The 22,510-nt window shown below is 70.3% G+C and carries 15 protein-coding genes; 9 read left to right on the top strand and 6 right to left on the bottom strand.

Annotation, left to right across the window (positions count from 1 at the left end):
- Window position 1 precedes the first annotated feature (1 nt).
- The 5 genes from AB0G13_RS04550 to AB0G13_RS04530 all read right to left on the bottom strand — a co-directional run bounded on the left by AB0G13_RS04550 (window position 2) and on the right by AB0G13_RS04530 (window position 5,964).
- The gene (locus tag AB0G13_RS04550; protein ID WP_357868816.1) at window positions 2-2,155 is read right to left on the bottom strand and encodes an MMPL family transporter; all 2,154 of its coding nucleotides are present in this window, start codon (window positions 2,153-2,155) and stop codon (window positions 2-4) included.
- Between the two features lie 98 nt (window positions 2,156-2,253).
- A complete protein-coding gene (locus AB0G13_RS04545; protein ID WP_357868813.1) occupies window positions 2,254-3,855 on the bottom strand; it encodes a class I adenylate-forming enzyme family protein in 1,602 nt (533 codons plus the stop codon).
- Window positions 3,856-4,340: 485 nt separating this feature from the next.
- Window positions 4,341-5,312, bottom strand: coding sequence for an NAD(P)-dependent alcohol dehydrogenase (locus tag AB0G13_RS04540; RefSeq protein ID WP_357868811.1), 972 nt, complete (start codon window positions 5,310-5,312; stop codon window positions 4,341-4,343).
- On the bottom strand, window positions 5,309-5,542 hold the full coding sequence (locus tag AB0G13_RS04535) for a helix-turn-helix transcriptional regulator (RefSeq protein WP_350712691.1): 234 nt from the start codon (window positions 5,540-5,542) through the stop codon (window positions 5,309-5,311). The genes AB0G13_RS04540 and AB0G13_RS04535 overlap by 4 nt, the downstream gene beginning before the upstream one ends.
- Window positions 5,536-5,964 carry a hypothetical protein gene (locus tag AB0G13_RS04530; protein WP_357868808.1) on the bottom strand — a complete coding sequence of 143 codons (429 nt, stop codon included), beginning with the start codon at window positions 5,962-5,964 and terminating at the stop codon, window positions 5,536-5,538. Before AB0G13_RS04530 ends, AB0G13_RS04535 begins: the two co-directional genes overlap by 7 nt.
- A 350-nt stretch (window positions 5,965-6,314) precedes the next feature.
- Here AB0G13_RS04530 and AB0G13_RS04525 point away from each other — a divergent pair, with 350 nt between their 5' ends.
- Window positions 6,315-7,277 carry a phosphotransferase gene (locus AB0G13_RS04525; RefSeq protein WP_357868805.1) on the top strand — a complete coding sequence of 321 codons (963 nt, stop codon included), beginning with the start codon at window positions 6,315-6,317 and terminating at the stop codon, window positions 7,275-7,277.
- A gap of 797 nt (window positions 7,278-8,074) precedes the next feature.
- Window positions 8,075-9,304, top strand: coding sequence for an ATP-grasp domain-containing protein (locus AB0G13_RS04520; RefSeq protein WP_357868803.1), 1,230 nt, complete (start codon window positions 8,075-8,077; stop codon window positions 9,302-9,304).
- A gap of 15 nt (window positions 9,305-9,319) precedes the next feature.
- Here the strand turns inward: AB0G13_RS04520 and AB0G13_RS04515 are convergent, their stop codons facing one another.
- The gene (locus AB0G13_RS04515; RefSeq protein ID WP_357868800.1) at window positions 9,320-12,751 is read right to left on the bottom strand and encodes an amino acid adenylation domain-containing protein; all 3,432 of its coding nucleotides are present in this window, start codon (window positions 12,749-12,751) and stop codon (window positions 9,320-9,322) included.
- Between the two features lie 407 nt (window positions 12,752-13,158).
- Here AB0G13_RS04515 and AB0G13_RS04510 point away from each other — a divergent pair, with 407 nt between their 5' ends.
- The 7 genes from AB0G13_RS04510 to AB0G13_RS04480 all read left to right on the top strand — a co-directional run.
- Window positions 13,159-16,266 (top strand): amino acid adenylation domain-containing protein, encoded by a 3,108-nt coding sequence (locus AB0G13_RS04510; RefSeq protein WP_357868797.1) that lies wholly within the window; start codon window positions 13,159-13,161, stop codon window positions 16,264-16,266.
- A gap of 29 nt (window positions 16,267-16,295) precedes the next feature.
- On the top strand, window positions 16,296-16,553 hold the full coding sequence (locus AB0G13_RS04505) for an acyl carrier protein (protein ID WP_357868794.1): 258 nt from the start codon (window positions 16,296-16,298) through the stop codon (window positions 16,551-16,553).
- The gene (locus AB0G13_RS04500; RefSeq protein WP_357868792.1) at window positions 16,550-16,792 is read left to right on the top strand and encodes a phosphopantetheine-binding protein; all 243 of its coding nucleotides are present in this window, start codon (window positions 16,550-16,552) and stop codon (window positions 16,790-16,792) included. The genes AB0G13_RS04505 and AB0G13_RS04500 overlap by 4 nt, the downstream gene beginning before the upstream one ends.
- Complete coding sequence (locus tag AB0G13_RS04495; protein WP_357868790.1) at window positions 16,779-18,317, top strand: amino acid adenylation domain-containing protein; 1,539 nt, start codon at window positions 16,779-16,781, stop codon at window positions 18,315-18,317. The genes AB0G13_RS04500 and AB0G13_RS04495 overlap by 14 nt, the downstream gene beginning before the upstream one ends.
- Window positions 18,318-18,328: 11 nt before the next feature.
- Window positions 18,329-21,187 (top strand): amino acid adenylation domain-containing protein, encoded by a 2,859-nt coding sequence (locus AB0G13_RS04490; RefSeq protein WP_357868788.1) that lies wholly within the window; start codon window positions 18,329-18,331, stop codon window positions 21,185-21,187.
- A 32-nt stretch (window positions 21,188-21,219) separates the two neighbouring features.
- Window positions 21,220-22,047 (top strand): phytanoyl-CoA dioxygenase family protein, encoded by an 828-nt coding sequence (locus tag AB0G13_RS04485; protein ID WP_357868786.1) that lies wholly within the window; start codon window positions 21,220-21,222, stop codon window positions 22,045-22,047.
- Between the two features lie 196 nt (window positions 22,048-22,243).
- A partial coding sequence (locus AB0G13_RS04480) for a transposase (protein ID WP_357868783.1) occupies window positions 22,244-22,510 on the top strand: 267 nt, incomplete at its 3' end.

Genomic DNA, 22,510 nt, shown 5'->3' with positions numbered 1-22,510 from the left:
TCTACACGGTCGTACGCTCCGCGTCCAGGTGGGCGCTCTCGCCGCGGATCCCCCACCGGCTGTAGAGCGGTCGCAGTGGCCCGGGCACCCACCAGTTGAGCCGGCCGAGCAGCCGCATCGTGGCCGGCATCAGCAGCGCCCGGACGACGGTGGCGTCGACGACGACGGCGAGGGCGAGCCCGATGCCGATGATCTTCACGACCAGCACGCTCGCGGTCGCGAACGACCCGATCACCACCACCAGCAGCAGGGCCGCGCTGGTGATGATCCGGCCGGAGCGCTGCAACCCGACCGCCACCGCCTCGGTGTTGTCACCGCTGAGGTCGTAGTGCTCTCGGATGCGCGAGAGCAGGAACACCTCGTAGTCCATCGACAGTCCGAAGGCGACGGCGAAGATCAGGATGGGTTGCACCACGTCGATGTTGCCGGTGGAGGTGAACCGCAGCAGCCCGGCGAGGTTGCCGTCCTGGAAGACCCACACCACCGCGCCGAACGCCGCGGTCAGGCTCAGCACGTTCATCAGGATCGCCTTGACCGGCAGCACCAGCGAGCCGAAGGACAGGAACAACAGCACGAACGTGGTGACCACGACGAGCAGCGCCATCCACGGCAGCCGCTGCGCGAGCATGTCCATCAGGTCGGCGAACCCGGCGGCGTCGCCGCCGACCAGCACCGTGCCGGACGGCGGCGGTGCGACGTCGCGGACGGCGTCGACGAGGTCCCGTCCCTGCTCGGAGATCGGTTCCGCGTCGAAGCGGACGGTGACCCGCGCGGTGTCGCCGGCCAGACCGCTGAGGTCCGCCTGCCGTACGTCCGGCAGGGCGGCCACCCGCTGCACGTACGCGGCGATCTCCTCCCGGCCGGAAGAACCGGTCACCGGGCCGTCCAGCGTGACGATGGCTTCGATCGGCCGGGTGACGCTGTCCGGGAACGACCGTTCGATGGTGTCCTGGACCTGCCGGCTCTCCGCCGAGGCAGGCAGCACGCGGGTGTCCAGCCAGCCGTAGGAGATACGCAGGAACGGCAGACCGAGAACCACCAGCACGGCGATGACCGCGCCCCCGATGAGTACGGGTCGGCGCATCACCGTCCGCGCGATCCGCGCCCACGCGCCGGAGTCCGGGTCGGTGTCGACCGGCCTGCGGCGACGTTCCCGCAGCCGCAGCCCGAACAGGGACAGCATCGCCGCCATCACGGTCATCGCGAAGAACCCCGCCAGCAGCACCGCGGCGACCCCTCCGACGGCGATGGACCGGAGGAACACCTGCGGGAAGACGGCCAGGCTGGCCAGCGCGAGCGCGACGGTCACCGCGGACACGACGATGGTCCGGCCCGCGGTGACCATGGTCCGCCGCAACGCCTCCGGGACGGGGTGGCCGGCGCCGAGTTCCTCCCGGAACCGGCTGACCATGAACAGGCTGTAGTCCACGGCCAGCCCGAGACCGAGCAGCGTGACCACGTTGACCGCGAAGATCGAGATGTCGGTGAACTGCGCCAGCAGCCGCAGGCCGGCCATCGAGCCCACGATCGCCAGCACCCCGACGACGACCGGCAGCAGCGCCGCCAGCAGATTGCGGAAGATGAGCACCAGCAGCAGGAACAGGATCGGCAACGCCAGCGCCTCGGCGCGGGTCAGGTCGGCCTTGCTCTGGCTGTTGACGTCGTCGATCAGCGCCAGCGGCCCCCCGACGGTGACGTCGAGGTCCGGGCTGGTCAGGCTGTCCTTGATGGCCAGGTAGTTGGTGAGGCGGTCGTTCTCGGTGGCGCCGGCGATCTGCACCGCCGCGAACGTCTCGTGCCGGTCGGTGCTGACCAGGGCGGGAACGCTGGCCCGCCAGTAGTCGGTCACGCCCTCGACCCGGTCCGCCGGCAGCCCGTCCAGCACGCGTCGGGCGGCGTCGGCGTACGCGGGGTCCTCCACCGTCCAGCGGTCGCTGCCGAACAGCACGACGACGTCCGCGTCGTTGCGTCCGAGCGCCTTGCGTTCGACCTCGTCGGCGCGGGAACTCTCACTGGCCGCGTAGGTGAACCCGCCGACCGCCAGGTCGTCGAAGGCGCCGGCTCCCCAGCCGCCCGCGCCGACCAGGAACACCGCGGCGGCGGCGATCACCCACCAGCGCGCCCGGTGCGCGAGCCGGCCGAGGAGATCCAACATCACAGTTACCCTTCGCTCGACCGCGGTGGTCCGGAACGACGCGGCGCCGGCACAGTCAGGACCGGCGCCGCGTCGGGGTGATCAGGGGATGAGGACGCTCAGCTCCAACGCCCGATGCCGATCGCCTGGGCACCGGAGAGCAGCTTCTCCCGGAGCGCGACCCGGCGGATCTTCCATGTGCCGGTTCGCGGGAATTCGTCCCACTTTATCTGGATCGGCGCGGCCATCGGGCTCAGGTCGGCGACCGCCCGCTCCCAGTCGGCCTTGTCCAGCGGTACGTCGTCCGCGGTGCTGACCACGGGTACCGGCAGGTCACCGGCGACCGGAAGGATGACGACCTCGGTGGTGTACTCGATCCGGTCGAGGATGAGGTCCTCGAACTCGATCGCGCTGCCGCCGGGGATCCGGTCGATCTCCCGGTCCACGATCCGCACGGCGCCCCACTTGTTGATGACCGCGAGGTCGCCGGTGTTCCACCACCTGCCGTTGCACTTCAGGTCATGCCGGTCCTGCTCGCCCACGTACGCGAGGCACCGTCCCGGCTGGTCGATCTCGATCAGGCCGACCTGGCCGCGCGGGACCTCCTTGCCGGTCTCCGGGTCCACCGCCCGCATCTTGGCGTGGAACGGGATGGGCCAGCCGATCAGCTGCGTCGGCGGCGGCCGGTGCCCCCTGCGGCGCACGACGAAGCGGAAGAACGGCCGGATGCACAGCGCGCCGTTCTCGCTCTGGCTCCACGACTGGACCCAGATCGGGAACCGGCGCTTGGTGGCGGCCATGAAGGTGCGGATCGTGCGGGTGTGGATGGCGTCGAACGAGTTGACGTACTCCCGCACGTTGCTGAACAGGCCGGCGGGGTCGCGGGCCAGCGGCTCCCAGGCGAGGTAGATGTTCGGCAGCGCCTCCACCAGCGTCGGCTTGTGCTCGGCCAGCAGCTCCCGGACCCGTGGCGAGAGCGGGTCGGACAGGTAGATCACCCGCGGGCCGACCGCGGCCATCGCCAACTGCATGGTGGTGAGCCGCTCGTGCGTGTAGGGGTCGCAGAACGCCACCGTGTCGCTGCGCCGCAGCCCGAACCGGGGCCACCGCTCGGTCTCCACGATCGCCATCGCGTAGATGGACTCGGCGGAGTGCATGACCAGCTTGGGAATGCCGGTGGTGCCGGAGGTGTGCGTGATGACCACCGGCTCCTTGAACTCGCGCATGTTCGGCTGGACCGGCGGCGCGTCCTTGAAGTCGTCCAGGCGCAGCACGTCCGGCCGGTCCGCGACCGCGTCGACGCTGATCGTCCGTACGGTGAGCTCGGCCACCACCTCGGGGGTGATGCCGCACTTGTCGAGGTGCTTCTGGTCGGTCAGCAGGAACGGCCGTTCCAGCCGCTTCAGCATCGGGATCATCGCCTCCGGCCCGTAGGAGCCGGAGAACATGCAGGGGATGGCGCCGATCCGGGCGATGGCGCAGCCGAGAACGACGATGTCCAGGTGGTTCTGCTTGAGGATCGCCACCCGGTCCCACGGGCGCACGCCCGCCTTGTGCAGCCAGGCTGCGGCGCGGTCGACGAGTTCCGCCCACTGCGTGTAGGTGCGGGCTTCGGCTCCGCCGGGGTCGATGTCCGGCGGGCGATCGACGATGACCAGCTCGTCCGGGGCGGTCTTCGCCGCCACGTGCCAGGTCTCGCCCATCTTGGAGTGCTTGGGCACGCGCGAGAAAGGGCTCAGCCGACGGCGCCACCGAGTGGGCGTGAACTCGGTGAGGAACCGCGGAATGGGCCGCTGCGGCTCGACGTCGTCGCCGGTGACTGTCGAATCGGCGGGTGAGGCCACGAGCGCGTCCTCCTGATCTCGAATCTTGGGGAGGTCGGCTGACGACGAACGGTCATCGGCCGTCCGATTGGCCGGTAACGATATCGACGTTGTCCGGCGCAGACCAGATCTGGGCGGACGGAGATCCGACCACGAACGCCTCCGAACTCCGGACCGTCCGACCAGTGTGGACGGATCGGCGACCGGCCATAATGCCCCCCCGGCGGTGGCGACGAAGTGGCGCTGGCGTCTGCCGAACCGGTACGTCCGGTCGGTGGCCTGGCCCGCCACGGCCGACCCTTTGGTGGGTCGTCGTCGCCAGCGGATGGACTGGTGTGGTTCGCGGTCGCCGGGAGGGGCGTGCGGTGCCGCTGCCGGCGGGGCTACACCGTGACGACGATCTTTCCCGCGGGATGGCCCTGGGCGAGGTAGCGCATCGCGTCGGGCGCGTCGACGAGGGCGTAGCTGCGGTCGATGACCGGGGTGACCGAGCCCGCCTCGATGAGGGTGGTCAGTTCCTCGAGGTCCTCGTAGCGCTCCCGAGCGGTTACGCCGCGCACCCGCTGGCTGCCGAACAGGGAGAGCAGCGGCGCGGCCATCTGGCGTTGGAAGCCGCCGAGCAGCCGGCCCGTGGCGTGGCCGCCACCGACGAGGGCGATCGTCCCGCGCGGCGTGGTCGCGCGCCGGAGCAGCGACAACGGCCGGTTGCCGGCGGTGTCGACGATGACGTCGTACCGCGCGCCGCCACGGTCGATCTCGTGCTGGGTGTAGTCGATGACGTCCTCGGCACCGATGGAACGCACCAGCTCGATCTTCGAGGTGCCGCAGACGCCGGTCACGCTCGCCCCGTACACCGTGACCAGTTGGACGGCGAACGACCCGACACCTCCGGCCGCGCCGGTGATCAGCACCCGCTGTCCGGGCTGCACACGTGCGTCGCGGATGCTCTGCAGCGCGGTCACCGCGGAGATGGGCACCGCCGCCGCCTGCTCGAAGGTGAGGTTGGCCGGCTTGGGTGCCACCCGGTGCTGCCGCGCTGTCGCGTACTGGGCGAACGAGCCGCTCTGACAGGTGCCGTACACCTCGTCGCCGGCGCGCAGGCGGGTCACGCCGGCGCCGACCGCCACCACCACACCGGCGACGGCCCGACCGAGCACCGCGACCCTGGGCCGGCGCAGCCCGGCCGCGAGCCGCACCGCCATGGGCCGGCCGGTCATGAAGATCCACACGCCCGGGTCCAGGCCGGCGGCGCGTACCTCGATGAGCACCTCGTCGTCTCCGATCGAGGGTTTGTCGACCTCGCGGAGTTCGAGCACGTCGGCCGGGCCGTACACGTCTCGGACGATCGCCTTCATGACTTCTCCTCAGGGGAGTCGGGGTACTGGAACACGTCGTCGAGCGGAACGCCGAACACCCGGGCGATCCGGAAGGCCATTTCCAGGGACGGCGAATAGCGGCCCTGCTCGATGGCGATGAGGGTCTGCCGGGTCACGCCGATGCGCTCGGCGAGCTCGGCCTGGGTCATCTCACCGTGCGCGAAGCGCAGCGCGCGGATGCAGTTGGTGACCTGCGTCGGCTTCACCACTGCGGGAAGCTCCTGCGGTACACGACGACCTTGGTGATGCCGCCGACGATGGCCGACAGCACGAAGCACAGGTAGATGACGTTGGCGATCCAGAACCGGTCCCAGTCCGCCATGGCCATGAACATCGCCGCGACCGCGCCGATGACGACGAACGACTGGCCGACGTGGTCGCCGAGCCGCCCGATCTCACGGTCCCGCACGTCCTTGGCGCGCGGCGCGCGCGGATTCACGACGGCCATGCCGATCTCCGCCACGATCGACGCGACGATGGCCGCGCCGACCGTCCACAACAGGGCGCTCACGTACGGCACGTCGGGCAGCGAGCGACCATCGGCGCGGCTGGCGATGAGGGCCACGTAGGCGGAGTAACCGAGCACGGCGACGACCAGCCCGATCCAGGCGCGTTTCTCTTCGTGGGTCACGGCAAGCCCTCCGTATGTCTGGAATCTTTGACATCACGAAGGTACCGAATCTTTGACTTCGTGTCTAGAAATCTTTACATCGGCCCTGGGTGCGGTCATGCGGCTGACCGGCGCGGTCCGATCCCGCGAGCCGGTGCCGCCCCCTGACGAGCTGCGGCCACGACTTGCGCTCGGGGGCATCCCGACCCGCTGGCCCACGCACTGACGCCACCGATGCCGGCCTGATCAGAGACGTTCGGTTCCTGCCGGACACTCGGTGCTGCTGGTGATTGATCCCGCTGTGCAGCGACGGTCGGTGCTCTCCCGCATAAACGCTTCGCGTGCCGCCTTCCGGATGATGAGGTGGCAGGGTGATCAACCACGATGAGGCGGCGGCTGTCCTGCCGTTGACGCTGGCTTGGGTCAGTCGGCACCTGGAGGTCGGCGAACGGATCGTCAGGACCGAGGCGCTGCACGGCGGCATCACTGCCGAAATGCGGAGGCTGACCATCGGCACGCGGGACGGAAGCACCCGTGAGCTGGTGCTGCGGAGCTTCGTAGACCCTTTCCACGTGGGGCACGCCGAGGACTGGCTGCATCGGGAGGCCGCCGCCCTGTCCCTGCTCATGGGGACCGGCGTGCCGGCTCCTGAGCTGGTCGCGGTTGATCCGACCGCCGTGCATTGCGAGTATCCATCGCTGCTGATGACACATCTGGCCGGACGGACGGTCCTCGAGGACGAGGGATTGGAGACGCGGGTTCCTCTGCTGGCCCGTCAACTCGTGGCGATCCACGCGGTGCGGCCCGCCGAGCGGCCCCGAGAGTATGTGGCGTTGACGACCGCCGACACCGTCGTGACTCCGAAGGGCGCCGACGCGGCGGCATGGGCCGCGGCGATCGACGTGATCCGCAGGCCCGCGCCGCCCCATGAAGGGCGATTCCTGCACCGGGACTTCCAACCGGGCAACGTGCTGTTCGACGTGCCGCCCCCCAGGGCGGCAGGTGTCCGGATCACCGGCGTCGTCGACTGGGCAGCGGCCTCCTGGGGCCCGGCGGATCTCGATGTGGCGCACTGCTGCACCAATCTCGCGCTGTTGCACGGCCCGGCGTGGGGTCTGCGGTTCGCTCAGGCGTACGAGGAGGCCGGCGGGGTGCTGGCCGCGGCCGCGAGCGAGCGGCTGTACTGGCAGGTGCGGGACGCGCTGGCGTGCTCAGAGGAGGTGCAGGTGGTGGCGCAGCCATGGCGGGAGGCGGGGAGGACGGAGCTGACGACGCGAGCCGTGGAGGAGCGGCTGGACGCCTATGTCACCGCCCTGATGGACGCGCTGGGCTGAGCCAAGGCGGCCCGGGCGCGGCCTGGACCTCATCGTCACCGCTCAACCAGATCGGGGTTCGGCAGCGGCATGTCATGATGGGTGGCCATCCGGGCGTGAGGGGCTCACCCCAGAGACCGGGAGCCCTTGCAGCAAGTACGGCCTGCCGCAGCTGCGCGCTGACTGCCCCGGCCCGGCGGTGCGCCTCGGCGATGATCTCGACCGCCTGCCGCCGCCCCAGATCGAGTTGGACCCGCCCGCCGCCCAGTAACCGCTGGAGCCAACGCATTTCGTCTCGTTTCAGCAGAGCCGTCCCGGGCCGCGGCAACGCTAGTGCGTCGGGCCTCCCTCGGATGGATGGGGTGGCTGGTCGGCACGCACACCCGCGGTTCCCACCTCTGGAGGACCTCAGACTTCGGGGAATCGCATTTCCCGGCCCTGATGGCCGCGCCGTAGACTTCGCCGGTTTTTGAGGTATCGGGGACATTCGGGATCGACATTACGGCTCACGTGCTCGATCGTGGCGCGTACGTCTCTCAACCGATGCTCACCCTTGCCGGTGGGTGCCTCGGGACCCAGCCGCCCCGGATTACCGCTACCATCGGGCAGGTCCTGTTTCGCCCATGTCCCCAGCGCGGGCGGCCGGGTACGCGGTCAATCCGTCCGGGCTTGGCGAATTGGGCGTTGCGCTCTCTGCGACCGGGTGGCAGCGGCGCGGAACGTCGAGGTCGGGCCGTTCTGACGACGTCGGCGTCCGTCCATGCCTGCGGTAGGGGCGCCCGTCGAGTCCGGAGCCGAAGGTTGGAGGAGCCGGCCAGATGAGTCTTCCGACTTGCCTCATCGTCTACGACAGAGGCTCGGCCAGCGCGGTGACCGTCCTGTCGGCCGCCCGCGACGTCTGTGATGTCGTGTTCCTGCGGATGAGGCATGAGGACGCGGCAGCTGCGGACATGTGGGCGATCCCCGAAAACGTTCGCGTCGTCGATGCTGTCGGGCTGTCCGAGGACGAGATCTGCGACCTGGCTGCGACCCTGAGCCCGGACGGGGTGGCAGCGTTCAACGACAACTGGCTGCACCTGGCTGCCCGCATCGCCCAGCGCTGCGGGCTGTCGTTCCACAGCCCGGCGACCGTGCCCGCCCTGACCGACAAGTTCTTGCAGCGCACTTTGCTGAACGCGGCGGCGGTGCCTTCGCCGCAGGCGCGGCTGGTGCGTACGGTCGACGATGCGGTCGCCGCTCTCGCCGAGGTCGGACTGCCGGCGGTGCTGAAGCCCCGCAACGGTGCCGGCAGTGTGGACACCGCCCGCATCGAGTCGCTGGGGCAGTGCCGCAGCTACGTGGCTGAGTTCGTGGCACGCGGCACCGGCGACTTCGTCCTGGAAGAGCTGCTGACCGGAGACCCTTCGGTGGCTGGGGAATGCTGGGGTGACTACGTTTCGGTCGAATCCGTGGTGCAGGGCGAGGACGTCCAGACCGTCTGCGTGACGTCCAAGCTCCCGCTCGCGCCGCCGTTCCGCGAGACGGGGCACGTGCTTCCCTGCACGCTGTCGGAGCGCGACCAGGCAGCCGCGGCGGAGGTCGCCAGTGCCGCACTGCGGGCGCTGGGGGTCCGGCACGGCGTGACGCACACCGAGATCAAGCTGACCCCGACCGGCCCTCACGTCATCGAAGTGAACGGCCGGCTTGGCGGTTACGTTCCGGTGCTGCTGCGTCGAGCGTCCGGCTTTGACCTCGTGCGGACCGTGCTGCGGCTCGCGACAGGCGACCGGGTGACGGTGCCTGCCCTGGTGTGGAAGCGCGTGGAGTTCGCCTACCTGCTGGCACCGCCGGTCGAAGCGAAGACCCTGGTGTCCTGGAACGACGTGCGGCCCCGCGACGTCGGCGGTATCCGCAGCATCGAGTTGCGCTCGAAGCCGGGCCGGGCGCTGGACTGGCGCGACGGCACCGCCAACAGCATCGGTCTGGTGCACGGTACGGCGACGACGCACGAGGCGATCCTGGCATCTCTGACCGAGCTGAACGAGCGCTTGAACGTCGTCTACCGCTGAGCGTTCGACGCGTCGCTAACCCTCGGTGCGCGCCTGCCGTTTGCGGCGCACCTGCTGCTGCCGGCGTAGGCGGGCGCGCTGTGCCTCATCGTGATCCGCTGCCACGTTGGGCTCGTCGGCGGCCGCACCGGCCAGGTGCGCCGCGAATGACCGTACCGTCGAGAAGCGAAACAGGTCGACGATGCGCGCCTGGGGCGCGGCCTGCGCACGCACCTCACTGAGCAGGCGGACCACCAGCAACGAGTTGCCGCCGGAGCGGAAGAAGTCGTCGGTCACCCCGATACGCTCGTCGCCCAGCACCCGGCGCCAGGCCGCCAGCAGCGCCTCTTCGACGTCGCCATCCGCCGTGACCGGCTCGGACCCGGCGGCGCGTGCCTCGATCCTGGGAAGCGCCTTGCGGTCGAGTTTGCCGTTGGGAGAGACCGGCAGGGCGGGGATGGTGGCGACCAGGCCGGGGATCATCTGGGGCGGCAGCGTGCGCGCCAGCTCGACCCGCAGCCATTCCTCGTCCACCGCTGCCCCGTCGGCGGTGACGCAGTGGGCGGCGAGGCGGGTCTGCTCGCCGTCGGTCTGCACGACCACGGCGCAGTCCTGCAGACCGGGCAGGGCGGTCACCGCCCGCTCGATCTCCTCCAGCTCTATCCGGTGGCCGTTGAGCTTGACCTGGTTGTCGAAGCGCCCGACCAGTTCGATCGTGCCGTCGGACGTGATCCGCGCGAGGTCGCCGGTGCGGTAGACGGTGGCTCCGTCGTCGAGGTGCGGCGCCGAGACGAAGCGTCGCGCGGTCAGTTCCGGGTCCCCGACATAGCCCTGGCTGACCCCCGCGCCGCCGATGACGAGCTCGCCGAACATGCCGATGGGCACCGGACGCAGGAAGGCATCGACGATGTGCACGGTGGTGTTGGCGAGCGGCCTACCGACCAGCGGCGACCCGGAGTCGAGCTGCCAGGCGGTGGACCATACCGTGGTCTCGGTCGGACCGTACATGTTCAACACCTTGGGGATGCCGAGTTCGCGCAGCGTGGCGGCCAGCGTCGGGTCCAGCGGCTCACCGCCGACCAGCAGGGTGTGCAGCCGGGCGAGGGCCTGGGGCCCGCCGGGCATCCGCAGCATCGTCCGGACGAATGTGGGTGTCGCTTGCAGCGCGGTGACGCCGGCGGTCTCAATCAGATCGGGGACCTTTACCGGTTCGGTGTCGGCTTCCGCCAACTGGTGCAGCGTCTCCATGCTCTCGCCGACGATGACGTGGACATTGCGGCTGAGAGTCCACAGCAGTTCGAGTACCGCGATGTCGAAGGTGACGTTGGTGACCGCGAGCCATACCGGCCGTGGCGGAAGCGGGACCGTTTCGTCCATCGCCGTGAAGAAGTTGGTCAGGTTCCGATGTCCGACGCGGACGCCCTTCGGCACGCCGGTTGAGCCCGAGGTGAAGATGACGTACGCGGTGCTGTCTGCCGGAACCTCAGGAAGGGCGGTCAGCGGCGGGTGTTCGGTGAGTTCGGTCAGCGGCAGGACCCGGCCGCCGAACGGCGGTAGCGGCACGGCGGGGTGTTCGACGATCAGCGCGGCGCATTCGGCGATGGTCAGGCTGGCCGCCGACCGCTGCTGCGGTGCGGCGCCGTCGAGAGGTACGTACGCCAAGCCGGCGCTGAGTACGCCGAGCAGGGTCGCGACGAGATCGGTGGATCGGGGGACCAGCACGCCGACGCGGTCGCCGGGGCGTAGCCCCGCCGCGACAAGACCTGCCGTGATGGCCAGGGCCCGCTCGGCCAGTGCAGCATTGGTGAGGGTGCGGCCACGAAAGGTCACCGCGGGTGCGGTGGGGTCGGCGTGCAGCTGGGCCAGGATCTGCCGGTGCACCGGCTGGGCGGGCAGTTCCCGAGTGGTGGCGGCGTTCCATCGGGCCACGTGGGCGAGGTCTTCGGCACTGGCCAGCACCAGGTCGCCGAGCCTGGTGTCGGGGTCGGCCGCTATCAGTCGGACCACACGCGCGAACCAGTCCACCAGGCGGGACATGTCGGACTTGGCGAACATCTCGCTGTTGTAGACGAGGAAGCCCCTGCCCAGATCGCCGTCCTCGCGCAACTTGAACATGATGTCGTACTGCGTCGCGTAGACCGGCGCGACGGCCTGCCCGGTCTCCAGGCCCGTCAGCGACAGCCCGGTCTCGGGGTAGCTCTGCAGGATGAAGATGGCCTGGAACAGCGGCGAGTGCGAGACGCTGCGCTCCGGCGCGACCGCTTGGACCACCTGGTCGAAAGGGAGATCCTGGTGGGCGAAGGCGTCGAAGACGCTGCGGCGGACCGCGGCGAGGAACTCGCGGACCGTCTGCTGCGGATCGGGCCGCATCCGCACGGTGATCGAGTTGAAGAACAGGCCGAGGGTGTTCTCCAGCACCGGGTAGGGCCGACTGGCCAGCGGGCTTCCGACCGCGAGGTCGTCAGCGCGGGTCATCCGTGACAGCAGCAGGCCGTACGCCGCTACCAGGGCGCCGTAGAGGGTGGTGCCACACTCGGCGCACAGCTCCCGCAGCCGCTTCATCAGATCCGCGTCGTAGGTGAACACCAGCGCGTCACCGCGGTAGCTCTGCACCGCGGCCCGGGGCCGGCCGGGCATCAGCTCCAGCGCCGGCGGCAAGTGCGCCAACTGGCCGCGCCAGAACTCGCGCTGCTGTTCGGCCACCTCGCTGGTGATCCACTGCCGCTCCCACGCGGCGAAGTCGGCATACTGCACCGGCAGGTCGGGCAGGTCCGGCTCGCGGCCTTCGACGGCGGCGGAGTACAGCTCCGAGATCTCCTTGCGGATGATGCCCGCCGACCAGCCGTCGGAGATGACATGGTGCTGGGTGATGACGAAGATCCAGTCCGAGGCGCCGGTGCGGATGAGGTCGAAGCGGATGAGCGGAGCCCGCGACAGGTCGAAGCGGGTCGCGACGATGTCGTACAGCAGTTGCCGGACCGCCTCATCGGCGGCTTCCCGCAGGTCGTGCTCGGTGTACGCGGGCCGTCCCGCCGGGTCCGGCACCTGAAGCAGGTCGTCGCCGTCCTCCACGAGTGCGCTGCGCAGGATCTCGTGCCGGGCCGTGATGGTCTCGACGGCAGACCGCATCGCGCCGGTGTCGAGCGGACCGGTGATGGTGCGCGCCATGTACATGTTGTAGATCGGCACGTCGGTCGCGAGTTGCTCGATCAGCCAGAGGCGCCGCTGCGCGTACGAGGCCGGTAGCGGTCGGGTGCGGTCGACCGGGACGATGCGCACACTGCGGCGCCGCTCTTCGTGCTCCTGCTCGCGAACGAACTGCAGCACCTCGTCGCGGTGCGCGGCGAGGCGGGCTCGCAGCGGCTCGGTGAGCCGCTCGCGCGGGCCGCTTATCCGCAGCTTGTCACCCTGTGCGGAAAGGCGCATGCCCAAGCCCGCGAGTTCGGACAGCAGATCGATCAGTGCCATCAGGTTCGGTCTCCTTTGCCTGTTGTGCGCGCAACAAGACCGGCCGTGGTAGCGCAGGCGACACCGGCAATACGCATGCTATTTAATTGACTCCGAAGAATTCGACGCACGCGCCTCCGGTAGAGCGCGACGCCCTTGCGGCTTGGCGGCGCGGCGAGCAGTCGACATTTCCGTCATTCGACATGCGGCTTTGACGTCAATCGCTTCCGGTCAAGCTATCGGTGGAATCACAGGCGAGCAACCGATGTGAAACAACTCACACTGCATTGAAAGACGTGCTTCAATCGACCAATAATTCGCACGGTCGCCGATCTGGCGGGCCACTTACTCCGACGTGGATGGGACGGTAGGGCCGTACGGCCGCTGACGAGGGGCGCATCCGAGCCGCTCATGACCGGGGGGAGCATGTGAAGCCATCGCGGCCGGACCACGCTCGCGCGCCGCTCAGCGTCCAGCAGCGCGCCGTGCATGTCGCACAGCAGTTCGTCGCGGACGGCGCGGGCTACAACGTTGCCGTGGCGTACCGGCTGACAGGTGCCCTGGACGAAGGGCGGCTGGACCGGGCCCTCACGGAGGTGGTCCGGCGGCAGCCGCAACTGCGCGTCCAACTGCAGGAGGAGCAGTCCGTCACCTACCAGGTGCTCCAGCCGGCACCTGCGTCGCTGCTGCGGACCGCAGACGTGGTCGCGGACGACCTCGACGCGCACCTGACGGCACTGTGCGCGGTGCCATTCGTGGCCGAGGATTCGGTACGGCTGCGGGCCCACCTTCTGCGCCAGGGGGACGCGGCGGCACTGCTGCTGATCATCTTCGACCACCTCGCGGTGGACGCGCCGTCGCTGCCCGTGTTCCTGGACCAGCTGTCGCGTGCGTACGCGGGCGTCGCCGAACCGGAGACCGACGGCCCCGACTACTTCTCCTACGTGCGGTGGCAGCAGGACTTTGCCGCCTCCCCCGCCGGCCGCGCCGCGCAGCGGTTCTGGCAGGAGTCCCTGGACGGGGTCGACCCGGGCGGCGGCATCGCCCCGAGCACCGTCGCGTCGGCCGCCGTCGAGCCCCGCGTCGCGTCGGTCGCGGTCCGGCTGCCCGTCGACCTGGGCGCCCAGGCTGCCCGCATCGAGGTGACGCCGTTCTCTGCCTGCATGGCCGCGTACACGCTGGTGTTGCAGCACTACACCCGCAGCGATGACGTCGTGGTCGCCTTCCCCGGCGTCGACTGGCGACGACCGCGGTACCGGCAGGTCGTCGGTCTGTTCTCCGACATGCTTCGACTTCGCGCGCCCAGCCTGGTCACTCCCACGCTCGGTGAGTACGCGCGCCTGGTGCAGGACCGTGTCATGGACGGGGTGGAGCACCAGGGCGTCGCACTGGACGCGGCACGGTCGGGCGGACGCCTGATCCAGCCGGGTCGTCCTCCGCTGCCGGCGGTGCTCTCCTTCAACGACGCGTCCTTCCCCCTCCTCACCCTGCCCGGCGTCGTCAGCGAGCCGGTCGAGTTCGCCACCCGGGGCAGCAAGGCCGAGCTGTTGTTGTCCATCAACATGCGCGACGGAGCGCTCACCGGGCGGCTCGACTACTGCACGAACCTGTTCCACGCCGCCGAGGCCGACGCCATCGCCCGCGGGTTCGAGACGGTGCTGGCCCAGCTCCTCACCGACGCCGGCAGCCCGCTCGCGGTGCAGCTGGCCGACCCCGAAACCCAGGAGCGCATCCTCACCGACTGGTCCGTGGGCCCGCCGGCCCACGAAGGCCCCGGCGTCATCGAGGCGTTCCGTGCCTGCGCCGACGACCGGCCCGACGCGCTCGCGCTCATCGCCGGCGATCACACCGTGAGCTACGCCGACCTGGACCGGTGGTCCGGCCACCTGGCCGCAGAGATCGGCGTGCTGTCCCTACCGCCCGCTTCGGTGGTGGCGCTGTGCATGACGCGCTCGGCGGCGTTCGTCGCAGCCGCGCTCGCGGTCCTGCGGTGCGGCCACGCCTTCCTACCCGTGGACATGGAACAACCGGCCGGTCGACGCTCCTTCGTGCTGAGCGACGCAGCGGCCGGCGCCGCGGTCGTCACGGCGACCGCCGACGCCCCGGCCGGGCTGCCGGTGATCGTCGCAGCGCAGGCGCCTCCGCCAGCCGGGTCGGGGGCGCCGGTCACCCACGTTGCCGCCGACCCCGCCGCTCCGGCGTACCTGATCACCACCTCGGGTACCACGGGCCTACCGAAGACGGCGGTCATCCCGCACCACGCCATCCTCAACCACCTGCGTTTCAAGCAGCACGAGTTCGGCCTCGACCGCACCGACCGGTTCTACTTCAAGACCTCACCGGTGTTCGACGCCTCTGTCTGGGAATACCTGACTCCGCTGGTCATCGGCGCTGCTGTCGTCGTCGCTCCTGCCCACGCCCACCGCGACCCGGCCCTGATGCACACCGAGCTACGCACCCACGACGTGAGCGTGGCGCAGTTCGTGCCGACCCTGCTCAACGCGATGCTCGCGGAACGCTCCGACTGGGACTGTCCACGCCTGCGGTGGATCTTCTGCGGCGGGGAGCGGCTGACCCATGAGACGGCTGCCGCGGCGGCCGCCGCCACCCGCGCCCGCGTGGTGAATCTCTACGGGCCGAGCGAAGCCACCATCGATGCGACATTCCACGTCCTCGCCGACGGGCCGCTGGAGCCCGACGCGGACCTGCCCATCGGTCGGCCTGTGGCCGGGGCGCGGACCTACGTCCTCGGCCAGGGCGGACAGCTACTGCCGCCGGGGTTCCCTGGCGAACTCCACGTCGGGGGCGTCGGACTGGCACTGGGCTACGTCAACCGCGACGAGCTGACCGCAAAGGTGTTCGTGCCCGATACCGTCAGCCGCCAGGGCGGAGGCCGCCTGTACCGCACCGGCGACCTGGCTCGGTTGTGCGGTGACGGCAACATCGCCTACCTGGGCCGTGAGGACGGCCAGGTCAAGGTCCGCGGACTGCGCGTCGAGCTGGAGGGTGTTCGGCGGATCGTGCTGAGGTTTCCCGGCATCGTCGACGCCCTCGTCGCGGTCCATCCCCGACGGCCCGACGCGCTCGTGGCGTACGCGGTCACCCTCGACGGTCTCGACACGGCGCGGCTCCGCGCGCACCTCGCCGGGGAGCTGCCCGCCGAACTGGTTCCCGCCTACCTGGTCGGGATCGACCGGATCCCGACCGGGAACACCGGCAAGGCGGATCCCCGCCGCCTGCCCGTGCCGGAGGTGGGTCTCCCGGTCGCCGCCGACGCACAGCCGCGCGGCGTGGTCGAGCGGAAACTCACCGACCTTTGGGCAGGAGCGCTCGGCGCCGCGCCCGAGCGCCTGCCGCGCGACGTGCCCCTGTTCGCGCTGGGCGCCAGCTCGATGACGCTCATCCAGGTGCACCGCGAGATCCGACGGGAATTCGCGGTCGAGGTGCCGGTCACCGACCTGTTCAAGTACCCGACCGTCGCGGCGCTCGCCGCCGCGCTGACGGAGCGCCTCGACAGCGCCGCCCGTCGCGACTGACCATCGGCCTGTGGAGAAACGGAGTGACGATGTCCAATGCCACCCAGAATCCGCCGCAGCACCTCGTCGACGAGGTGCGTGCGGTGTGGGAGAAGGTGCTGGGCCACGCCGACTTCGGCGACGAGGACCCCTTCTTCGAGGTCGCCGGAGGCAACTCGCTGACCGCTGTGCAGGTGATGGTCGAACTCACCGACCGCGTCGGCAGTCGCCTGCCGATGCGGCTGATCCTGCGCAACCGTACGGTCGTCGCGCTCGCGTCAGCGATCAGCGCGGAGGCTGCCCAGTGACGCGGTCCACCGCGCAGATCGTCGCGGACGTCATCGCCGACGTCCTCGACCTGGACGAGGTCGATCCCGCGGACAGCTTCTACGACCACGACGGCACGTCGCTGCAGGCGCTGCGGATCTGCGCACGGATCGAGAGTGGGACCGGAGTCGCTCTGACCCCGGTCGACCTGCTGGACAACGACGTGTTCGGCGACTTCATCGCCCTCGTGTCGGCGAGGTCTGCCGGTGCCGCCGGCTGACGGTGCAGGGCAGACCCTGGTCCACCAGGCGGTCGCCCGGACGGCCGAGCGGTTTCCGCACGCCACCGCCCTCGTGCACCAGGGGTCACCGGTCGAGTACGCCGACCTGCACCGGCGCGCGCTCGCCGTGGCCGCACGCCTCAGCGCAAGCGGGATCGGTGCGGGTGCGATCGTGCCGCTCTGCGCACACCGCTGCCCGGAGTTGGTCGCCGCCCAACTCGGCGTACTGTGGTGCGGCGCGGCGTACACGACCATCGACCCGCGGTGGCCGACGCCGCGCCGGCTCGCCATCACCGACCTTGTCGGGGCTGCCCTGGTGCTCACCACCGATCCGGGTCAGGACTGGGGCGGCCGCACGGTCCTGCCGCTGACGGCGATCGGTCCTGCCGGGCCGGGCAGCACGGCACGCCCGCCCGCCGCGCCCGAGACGGCGATCGACGCGGAGGCGGCGGCGACGGTCGTCTTCACCTCGGGCACCACCGGCCGGCCCAAGGGCGTGGTGCTGCCGCACCGGGCGATGACGCGGATGTTCCGTACCACCCCGCCGCCAGGTTTCGGCCCCGGCTACGCGATGCCGCAGGGGGCGCCGCCGTGGTGGGACATGTACAGCTACGAGTTGCTCGGCCAGCTGATGACCGGCGGCACGTCGCTGCTCGTCGACGGCGACTACCTCACCCCCGGGAAACTGCGCCGGATGGTCGACCAGCACGGCGCGACCACGCTGCGCCTGACGACCTCACTGTTCGCGCTCTTCGTCGACGAAGACCTCGACAGCTTCGCCGGGCTGGGGACGGTGCTGGTGGGCGGGGAACGCCTGCCCGCGCCGCACGCAGCCCGGTTCCTGCGCCGCCACCCGCGGACCGTGCTGCTCAACGGATACGGCCCGACCGAGAGCTGCATGCACACCACCACCCACCGGGTCCGGCTCGAAGACTGCGCCGACGGCGCGGACATCCCTCTCGGCTCCCCCGTCCCGGCGACGACCGTGCTGGTGCTCGACGGGCAGGGCCGGATCTGCCCGCCCGGGGAAACCGGCGAGATCTGTGTCGCAGGCGACGGCCTGGCCACCTGCTACCTGGGCGAGCCGGAGCTGACCGCCCGCGCGTTCGCGCCGGTCGAGATCAGCGGCGAAATGGTGCGGGCGTACCGCACCGGCGACTACGGCCTGATCGATCCGGACGGCCTACTGCGCTTCCGGGGCCGGCGCGACCGCCAGATGAAGGTCGGCGGCCATCGCATCGAACCCGCGGAGGTCGAGGCGGCGGCCCGACAGTCACCTGGCGTACGGGACTGCACGGTGACCGTCGTCGACCAGGCCCTGGCGCTGTTCTACGTGCCCGGCGACGATCCGGGCGGGCCTGCGGCGTTGCGCCGCGACCTGCTGAACCGGCTGCCCCGGTCGCTCGTCCCGACGATCGTGCGGGCCCTGGACCGGTTCCCACTGACCCCCAACGGCAAGCTCGACCGCGATGCGCTGGCGAACGCGGCCCGTACCCCGACGACCCGAACCCGGAGCACGCGTTGACCGTCTACCCCATGACCCACGAGCAGGAGGCGATCTGGCTCAGCGACGCCTTCGCGGAGAGCAGGTCTCGCTACACCGTGCTGTGGACGCACCGCATCCACGGCCCGCTCGACACCGGCGCGCTCGCACTGGCGATCGACCGCCTGACATCCGCACACCCGGGGTTGCGCACCCGGTACAGGCTGCACGAGGGGCAGCCGACTCAGATCGTCGAGGACTCGGCAGCGGCGCTCGAGAGCGAAGACTGTCCGCCGGAGGCGGTCGACCGGCGGCTGCGTGAGCTGGCTGAGCTCGATCTCGACTTGGACCAGACCCCGATGCGGGCCTTTCTGCTCCGGCTCGGACGCGAGGACCATGTGCTCGCCGTCCTGATGCACCACATCGCCATGGACGGTTGGTCGCTTCAGGTCATGGCCGACGACATCGCCCGCTGGTACGCCAACCCGACGCTGCCGCCGGCGCCCGCGCTGACTATGGGTGAGTACGCACAGCGCCAGCGGGCGCAGGAAGTCGACGCCGCAGCCGTGGCCTACTGGCGCGACCGGCTGCAGTCGCCGCCACAGTTCACGACGATCCCGGCCGACCGGCGGCGCCCAGCCGAGCTCGGACACGCAGGGGGTCGGGTCGAGTTCGTACTCGACGCCGCGACCACGCAGGCCGTACGGGCCGTCGCGCGCGCCGGGCGCACCACCGCGTTCACCGTGCTGACGGCCGCGTACGCCGCCCTGCTGCACCGCCACGGCGGGCAGCAGGACCTGGTCATCGGCACGCCGGTGGCCCGTCGCGGTGCCGCCGAACTGGACCGGGTCGTGGGCTGCCTGGCAGATCTGATGCCGCTGCGGCTCACGGTGACGCCGGAGATGTCGTTCGCCGAGCTGGTGGCGGCGGTCAAGCAGGAGTGCCTGGCGGCGCAACGGCATTGCGGCGTACCGCTCACGACGATCGTCCGCCAGACCGTCACCGCCGGCGAACCGGATCGCTTCCCACTGTTCCAGACGGTCATCGGGATAGACGACGGCGAGTCGACCCAGCTGCGGCTGCCGGGTCTGCGGGTCGAGCCGCTGGAGGTACACACCGGCACGAGCAAGTTCGACCTGCTGCTACGGCTGAGTGGATCCGACGGCCCGATGCTGGGCATGCTCGACTATTCCACCGAACTCTACCGTCCGGCGACCGCGCAGCGCCTGGTCGACCGGTTCCGGACGCTGCTGGCGAGCGCGCTCACCCAGCCGAGTCAGTTGGTCGGCGACCTCGACCTGCTGGCCCCTGACGAGTTCGACCTCGTCACGCGGGTGTTCGCACAGGCCCCGGCGCCCACCACCCGGCCAGCGCTGGCACACGAGGCGTTCGAGGCGCAGCGGCAACGCACCCCCGACGCGATCGCCGCGATCTGGCGAGACCGGCAGGTCACCTACGCCGAGGTGGGCGACGCCGCCGACCGGCTGGCCCAGGTGCTGCATCAGCAGCGCGACGGGAAACCGGTGCGACCGATCGGGATTCTCCTGGAGCGGTCCATCGACATGGTCATCGCGGTGCTGGCGGTGCTCAAGTCGGGCGCCGCCTACGTGCCCCTGGACCCGACCTATCCGGGCGAGCGCCTGGCGTACATGCTGGGCGACAGCGACGTGGCATGCCTGCTCGCCCAGCCGTGGCTGGCCGACGCGGTGCCGATACCCGACGGCGTCACCGTCCTCGAACCGGATCGATGGTACGACCTGCCGGACGGAGCCGAGTCCGCGCTGCCCGCCGCGACCGAGGCCGACCTCGCCTACCTGATCTACACCTCCGGCTCCACCGGCCTACCCAAGGGCGTGGCGATGCCACACGGCCCGCTGGCCGGGCTGGTCGCCTGGCAATGCGGTGACTCCGCCTGTGGCCCCGGCGACCGGACCCTGCAGTACTCGGCGCTCAGCTTCGACGCGTCGTTCCTGGAGATCTTCAGCACCTGGTCGACGGGCGGCACGCTGGTGCTCGTCGACGCCGAGGAGCGGGCCGACTACGACCTGCTGCTGGCGGTGATCGGGAAGCACACCGTACGGCGTATGTTTCTGCCGTTCGCGGCGTTGCAGAGCATCGCCCAGTACGTGACCGCACTCGGGCTGGAGCCGCCGCCCCTTCGGGAGTTCGTCTGCGCCGGCGAGCAGATCCACGTCACACCGGCCATTCGGCAGTTCTTCGCCGCACTCGTCGACGCGACGCTGTTCAACCAGTACGGCCCGAGCGAGACCCACAGCGTGACATCACTGCGGATCGACGGCGATCCGGCCACGTGGCCACTGCTGCCGGCCATCGGCTACCCGATCAACAGCGCCCGCGTAACCATCCTCGACGACCGGCTGCGACCCCAGCCCGTCGGTGTCGCCGGCGAGTTGTGCGTCTCCGGGCTGCCGCTGGCCGACGGCTACTGGCGCAAGCCCGAGCTGACTCGGGAACGCTTCGTCGACAGCCCACTGCCCGGAATCGGGCGGCTGTACCGGACCGGCGACATCGCCCGGTTCCTTCACGACGGGCGGATCGAGTTCCTGGGCCGGCGCGACGGCATGGTGAAGATCCGCGGTTATCGCGTCGAGTTGGGCGAGGTCGAGGCCGTGGTACGCCAAGCGCCCGGCGTCGTCGGGGCGATCGTGACCGCAGAGACCCTCGGGGTGGGCGACACCCGCCTCACCGCCTTCTACCGCACCGCCTCGGGCGAGCAGATCCACCCCGACACGCTGCGTCGGGCGATCACGGCCCGGGTGCCCGACTACATGCTGCCGTCGCGGTTCGTCCACCTCCCGGCGGAGTTCCCCCGTACGCCGAGCGGGAAGGTCGACCGGCTGGCGCTCGTGCGCGATCACGGTGGCCGACCGGCCTCCCCGTCCCACCGATGACCGTCCCTCACGCCCAGCGGAGTCGCAAAGAGATGATGTTCTCCCCGACCGACCTTGCCACGCTGCGCTCCCGCTACGACGAGCATGGCTGGTGCTCGCCGGCAGCGCGGCTGGCTGCCGCCTCCGTCTCGGCTGTCCGCGACCGCATCGACGAGCTGTGCGCGTCAACGCGACCCGAGGTCGTCCACGAGGACGACGGCGCCACGGTGCGCGCGGTCCACGGGTGCCACGCATTCGACGACCTGTGCGCGGCTCTGGTGCGGATGCCGGAGTTGGTGCGCCTGGCCGAGGCGCTGGTCGGCGGCAAGGTGTACGTCTACCAGTTCAAGGTCAACCTCAAGCAGGCGGAAGAGGGGGCGGCCTGGCCGTGGCACCAGGACTTCTCGTTCTGGCACCTCGAGGACGGCATGCCCCGGCCCGACGCCGTGAACATCGCCATCTCGCTGGACGACGTGCACGACGCCAACGGGCCGCTGCTGGTCGTGCCAGGCTCGCACGACGACGGCATCTACGATCTGCCCCGGGCGGAGGCGCAACGGGGCAAGCACTGGCGTGAACACGTGTCGACGACGCTGACCTACACGGTGAGCGACGAGCGCGCAGCCGAGCTGATGGCGGCCAAGGGCGGCCTGCGCATGACCGGTCCCGCCGGGACGATCAACGCGTTTCACCCCAGCATCGTGCACTCGTCGTCCAACAACGAGTCGCCCGACCGACGCGCGTTGCTGCTCATCACGTACAACCGGGTCGACAACGCCCCGGCAGCCCCGACGCGGCCGGAGTTCCTGGTGTCGCGGGACACCGCGCCGATCACCGCGGGCCTGGACGACCGCCTCACCCTCGTCGCGGCGAGCGCCTGAAGCCGACAACGGCGGGCCCGGCATGCTGCCGGGCCCGCCGCTGCGGGGAGATCGACGGGCGGTGGGGGTCCGCCGAGGCGCTCGAGTGCTTCATCCGCAGCTGAAACCAGCCTTAGAGAGTGTTGTGATACCTGGACGTGACCTTCGCTGACTGTGTCAGCGAAGATCACTTCTGTGTCGCTGTGTCTGTAAACCGGTGTACGAGTCGTCACTGACTGACGGGCAGTGGGCGGTGATCGAACCGCTGCTGCCGGTGCGGGATCCACGTCGGGGTGGTCGGCCGTTGCGCTATCCGCGTCGGTTGGTCATCGACACGATCCTGTACGTGCTGCGCACTGGTGCGGCGTGGCGGCATGTGCCTCACGATCTGGTGCCGTGGGACGTGGCCTACCGGTGGTTTCGGTGCTGGAGTGCTGACGGCACCTGGGACCGGGTTCATGACCGGCTGCGCGATGCCGTGCGG

It is taken from the genome of Micromonospora sp. NPDC023633, from assembly GCF_040640035.1.
Lineage (GTDB): Bacteria > Actinomycetota > Actinomycetes > Mycobacteriales > Micromonosporaceae > Micromonospora.
This window is presented reverse-complemented; position numbering and strand designations above follow the sequence as displayed.